Source organism: Nocardia sp. NPDC005978 (genome assembly GCF_040614455.1).
Taxonomy (GTDB): Bacteria; Actinomycetota; Actinomycetes; order Mycobacteriales; family Mycobacteriaceae; genus Nocardia.
This window is the reverse complement of the sequence record NZ_JBEXUS010000206.1, coordinates 1-5,796: the sequence shown is the minus strand read 5'-3', so window position 1 is coordinate 5,796 and position 5,796 is coordinate 1. Positions and strand designations below refer to the sequence as shown.

General features: G+C 71.7%; 4 protein-coding genes. All 4 read right to left on the bottom strand.

Translation table 11 applies throughout. From position 1 onward, the window contains the following. Positions 1-86 precede the first annotated feature (86 nt). Positions 87-908 (bottom strand): ABC transporter permease, encoded by an 822-nt coding sequence (locus ABZ319_RS39845; RefSeq protein WP_354991782.1) that lies wholly within the window; start codon positions 906-908, stop codon positions 87-89. Position 909: 1 nt separating this feature from the next. Beyond that, entirely contained in the window at positions 910-1,743 is an 834-nt protein-coding gene (locus tag ABZ319_RS39840; protein ID WP_354991781.1) for an ABC transporter permease, read from the bottom strand. Then, positions 1,740-2,720 (bottom strand): ATP-binding cassette domain-containing protein, encoded by a 981-nt coding sequence (locus ABZ319_RS39835; RefSeq protein ID WP_354991780.1) that lies wholly within the window; start codon positions 2,718-2,720, stop codon positions 1,740-1,742. The genes ABZ319_RS39840 and ABZ319_RS39835 overlap by 4 nt, the downstream gene beginning before the upstream one ends. A gap of 23 nt (positions 2,721-2,743) precedes the next feature. After that, the coding region (locus ABZ319_RS39830; protein ID WP_354991779.1) for a condensation domain-containing protein at positions 2,744-5,796 on the bottom strand (3,053 nt) is incomplete at its 5' end.

Here is a 5,796-nt window from a genome sequence, read left to right as displayed (position 1 = left end):
GCCCGAAGCGGGTCGGCGCGCGGCCGGGCCGGGAATCGGCGTAAGGGGACTGAATCCGGGATGTGCCGGGGACGCGGGGGTGAGTGTCAGCGGCGGCTGGCCCTGCGGTAGCCGTACGCCGCCGGAAGCGCGAAGACCGCGATCGCGCCGACCGACCACAGGATGGTCTGGGTCAGCGGCCAGGCCACCGGCCCGCCCGCGGCCAATCCGCGCATGGTGTCCACGGCGACGGACATGGGCTGATGCTTGACGACCGGGGCGATCCAGCTGGGATAGGCGGCCAGCGGGACGAATCCGGTGCTGAAGAACATGAGCAGCGAGGACAGGATCGCCACCCCTTCGACCAGGGTGGATTTGGCGGTGAACACCGCGATGGCGGTGACCATGGTGGCGAAGGCCAGGCCGAACAGCACCGGGATCCACAGGAAGGCGAAGGCCGCCGCCGGTCCCTGCTGGAAGCGGAAGCCCAGCAGATGGGCGAAGCAGATGATGACGACGGTGCCCGCGAAGATGCGGATGCCCTCGGCCAGAATGCGCGCGGCCAGCCCGGAGCCGCGGTGCACCGGCAGCACCCAGAAGCGGGCGAGCAGTCCGGCGTCGCGTTCGCGCCCGAGCATGACGCCGCTGGCGACGGTGCCCGAGAGCGCGCCGACCAGGGTCACCATGGGGGTGGAGCCGTAGAGGGCGTCGCTGCCGGAGAACTTCTCGATCTGGCCGCCGACCACGATGTCCAGCATGAGCAGCAGCAGGCACGGGACGATGAGCGTCTCGAGCAGGGTGATGGGGTCGCGGGCCCAGCGCAGCAGCAGCCGGTGGGTCTGAATCCAGGTGTGCCGCACCAGCGCCGGGACCGAGGTCTCGGTGGTGCGCAGGAAGTCGGCGGCGGCGGGGGCGGCCAGGGTCGCCATGTCAGGACCTCTTCGTATTGAGCCGGACGGTGAAGTAGGCGGACACCACGATGATCGCGGCGGCCCACAGCAGCGGCGGCAGCATGAGCGACCAGGTGACCTCGCCCGCGTTGCCCAGGGTGTCCCCGCCGAGCGCGCGCAGTCCGTACGCGAATTGCGAGACCGGCTGATTGCGGACGAAAGGTTCGACCCAGTCCGGGAATTGGGCGGCCGGCGCGAGTCCGGTGGAGAGCATGCCCAGGATCAGCGGCGGCAGCACGAGCATCTGGGTGGTGGCCTCCGGACTCTTGGTCACAGTGCCGATGACGTCCGCGCCCAGGCAGAAGGCGAGCCCGATGAGCATGGCCAGGCCGATGAAGCCCAGGGTGTGCAGGGCCGGGCCCTGGAAGCGGAAGCCGATGAAGTACACGCTCGCCAGCGCGGACACCAGGGCCACCGCCATGCGGAACATGTTGGCGGACATGCGCGCCGCGGTGGGCACCAGCGGGTGCATGGGCATGGCGTCGAAGCGCCGGTCGAGTCCGGAGACCATGTCGGTGGCGGCGCGGAAGGCGGCGGAGATGGCGGTGAAGGCCGCCGCCTGCAGGATGACGATGGGCGCCATGAACTGCGCGTAGCTGCTGAATCCCGTGCCGGAGAACGTCATCACGCGGTTGAGCGGGATGTAGAAGCTGGCCGCGAAGGTGATCGGCGCGAGGATGGCGGTGGCGATCTCCCCGGTCTTGACGGCCGGTGCGATGAGCCGCCAGGTCAGCACCCACCACTGCTGGATGGTGGCCGGGGTGGCCCGGGCGGCGGTGAGCCACCCGGCCGGGGCGGCGGTCGCGGTGGTCATACCCGCGCCCCTTCGTCCTCGAGGGCGGGCTCCTCGGCGAGATGTCCGGTGAGCTGGAGGAAGACGTCGTCCAGTGAGGGTCGCCGCAGCGCGATGTCCACCAGTTCCACGTCGGCGCCGTCGAGTCGGCGCAGGGCTTCGGCCAGGGTCTTGGCGCCCGCGGGCGCGGGCACGGCGATGCGATCCGATTCCGCGGTCAGCGCTTCGCGATTGGCGGCGGGCAGCAGATCGCCGAGCGCGGCGGCGATGGCGGGCAGATCCTCGAGGTGCTGCGGCACGATCTCGCAGTAGCTGCCGCCGGTGCGGGACTTGAGTTCGTCGGCGGTGCCGCTGGCGATGACGACGCCGTGATCGATGACGATGATCCGATCACACAGCGCGTCGGCCTCCTCCAGGTACTGGGTGGTGAGCAGGGTCGTGATGCCGTGCTTGCGGAATCCGCCCACCAGGTCCCAGACCCCTTGGCGGCTGCGGGGATCCAGGCCGGTGGTGGGTTCGTCCAGGAACACCACCTCGGGCCGCACGACCAGGCCGCAGGCGATGTCGATGCGCCGGCGCATGCCGCCGGAGTAGGTGCCCACGCGCCGGCCCTGCGCCGCGCCCAGGTCGAATTCGGCGATGAGTTCGTCGGCTCGGGCCTTGGCCGCGCGTTTGCGCAGGCCCATGAGCCGCCCGAACATGACCAGGTTCTCGTAGCCGCTGAGCGCGTCGTCCAGGGCGGCGAACTGCCCGGTCAGCATGATGCTGCGCCGGACGGCCGCGGCCTCGGTCACCACGTCGTGCCCGGCGACCGCCGCGCGCCCGGCGTCCGGTGCGATGAGCGTGGACAGGATGTTGACCATGGTGGTCTTGCCCGCGCCGTTGGGTCCGAGAATGCCGAGCACCTCGCCCTGCGCGGCGGTGAAACTGATGCCGCGCAAGGCATGTACCGTGCCGAAGGATTTCTCCACGTTCTCGACGAATACTCCGTCGCCCATTGTCACTGTCCCTTCCAGGGTTGTCATCGCGCCCGTCCAAGGTGGTCGTCGAGGACGCGGGCGATGATCGCGAGCGCGTGCGGTGCGGTCAGCTCGTCATGGCTGACCGCGATGTCGTGATTGCCGATGGCGCCGGTGATCCAGGGCCGCCAGCCGTCGGGTCCGAAGATCTCCGAGGTGTCCACGGTGGCGCTGAAATACAGTGCGTCGCCGTGGAATACGGGGCGTTGATAGCCGGTGCGGGTGCGGGCCGAGGCGTTGTAGGAGGCCGCCATGCGCTCGAGGGTGGCGGCGTCGACCAGCGACACCCCGCCCATCCGCTCGCTGATGAGGTCGGCGGCCTGCTGCGCGGTGGAGTCGGCCGGGATGTCCCCGATGCCGAAGACCGCGCCGAAGGTGGCGATGAACGAACCGGCGGTGAGCTTGTCGATGCTGTCGCCGTCGATGTCGGTGCTGTCGGCGTCGAGCAGGGCGAGGGTGCCCACCTCGGCTCCGGCGGCGGTGAGCCGGGTGGCGACGGCGTGGGCGATGAGCCCGCCGAAGGACCAGCCGAGCAGGTGGTACGGCCCGTCGGGTTGCAGGGCGCGGATCTCGGCGACGTAGCGTTCGGCGAAGTCGTCGATGCTGCGGGCGTGTGCGCCCCCGGACAGGTCCGGGGCCTGCAGCCCGTAGATGGGCCGTCCGGGCCGCAGGTGCTCGGCCAGGCCCAGGTAGGTCCAGGCGATGCCGGAGGACGGGTGGACGCAGAACAGGGCCGGTTCGTCGCCGCCGGGCCGGATCGGCAGCACGACGTCGAGTCCCAAGGCGGAACCCGGTGCGTCCGAACCGGATTCGGCCTGTATCCGGGCCGCGGCCTGCTCGGCGAGGTAGGCCGCCTCGGCGTCGGCGGCCGCGCGGGCGGCCGGGCCGGCCGCGAAGTCCGCCGCCGCGCCGAGCGCCCGGAGCCACAGTTCGGCCAGCTCGCCCACCTCGTCGGCGTCGAACAGGGTGCCGGGGAAGCCGAAGGAGGCCTCCAGCCGGTCGCCCACCACCACGGCGTTGATCTCGATCTCGGCGTTCACCGGCACCTCGCGGTGTTCGGTCGCTTGCAGGTCGCCGAATTCGTCGGTGGGCAGCCAGCCGAGTCCTTCCAGCCCGGCCGGGATGTCGGCGGTCGCGTAGCGGCCGAGGTAGTTGAAGCCGATGCGCCCGGGGAGACGGGCCGGGAACCGGCCCGCGGTCTCGGCGTTGAGGTAGCGCAGCAGTCCGAAGCCGATGCCCTTGTCCGGGACCGCGAGCAACTGGTGTTTGACCGCGCGAATGGCCGCGCCCATGGCCGGGCCGCCGGCCAGCGCCTGCCCGGTGTCGATGCCGGGCAGCTCCAGGCGGACCGGGTACAGGGTGGTGAACCACCCCAGCGTCCGGGACAGATCCGCCCCGGGCACGATCTCCTGTTGCCGCCCATGTCCTTCCATACGCAGCAGCACCGGATCCTGTTCATCGGCGTTGCCGCGGGCGGCCCGCCACCGGCCGACGGCCAGGGACAGGGTGGCCAGCAGTGCGTCTTCGACGGTGCCGTCGAAGAGCGCGGGCAGGGTGGTGAGCAGTGCGGTGGTGACCGCGGCGTCGGCCCGGATCTCCACGGTGCGCACGGCGCCGACCCGGTCGATCGCCGGATCGAGCTCGCGGCCGGCGAGCAGGGGGTCGGGCCCGGTCGCCAGCGCGTGCCAGTAGTCGAGCTCGGCGGTGCGCGCCGGGGAGTGCGCCTCGTCGGTGAGCGCGTGCGCCCACCGTCGCAGCGAGGTGCCGGTCTCGGTCAGGATCGGCTGGGCGCCGCCCCGGATCTGGGCCCACGCGGCGATGAGGTCGGGGACCAGCACGCGCCAGGACACCCCGTCGATGACCAGGTGGTGGGCCACCACGATCAGGCGGCCGGTACGGCCGGGCCCGGCCGGGTCGAGCCACACCAGCTGCAGGACCGTCCCGCGCGCCGGGTCGAGCCGGTTCAGCGCCGAATCCAGTTCCGTGACAGCGTATTCGCGCAGTTCCGCCGGTGAGGCGGCGTCGAACTCGATGCGGTGCAGCAGGGTGTCCACCGCGACGCTGCCGGGTGCGCCGGTGGTCAGTCGCCAGTCGTCGCCGTCGCGAATCAGCTTGGCGCGCAACATGTCGTGCTGATCGACGACCGCGGTGACGGTGGCCACGACCTGCTCCCGGGTGATGCCCGCGGGCATCTCCAGTACCGCGGTCTGCGCGAAGCGGCCGAAATCTCCGCCGCGTTCGGTCATCCAGCGCACGATCGGGGTGAGCGGGATGTCGCCGACGCCGCCGCCGGGCAGCTCGTCCAGGACCACGGCCGCGCCCGCGGCGTCGGCCAGCGCGGCCAGCGCCGCGACGGTGCGGTGTTCGAAGATCTGCATCGGGCTCAGTTCGAGCCCGCGCAAGCGCGCCCGCGACACGAGCTGAATGGCGAGGATGCTGTCTCCGCCGAGGGCGAAGAACGAGTCGTGCGCTCCGACCCGGTCCCGGCCCAGCAGCTCGGCCACGATCTCCGCCAGCGCCGCCTCGGTCGGCGTGCTGGGCGCTCGATACTCGGATTCGGCTTCGAAGACCGGTTCCGGCAGCGCTTTTCGATCCAGCTTGCCCACCGCGTTGAGCGGGATGGCGTCCAGCACCACGAAGGCCGAGGGCACCATGTAGCCCGGCAGCGCCTCGGTGGCGTGCGCGCGCAGCGCGGCGAGATCGATCTCGGTCCCGGTCTCGGGCAGCAGGTACGCGGCCAGCGCGGTCGCGCCGCCCGGCCCCTTCACCCCCAGCGTCACGGCGAATTCGACGTGCTCGGCGCGGCTCAGCACCGCGTCGATCTCCCCGAGTTCGATGCGCTGCCCGCGCACCTTGACCTGGAAGTCGGTGCGGCCCAGGTATTCCAGCCGCGGCGCGGCGAGTGAGCCGGTCCAGCGCACCAGGTCGCCGGTGCGGTACATGCGTTCCCCGGGCGCGCCGTACGGGTCGGCGACGAAGCGGCTCGCGGTCAGTCCGGGCCGGGCGTGATAGCCCCGGGCCAGGGCGTCGCCGGCGGGGGACCCCACCCCGCCCC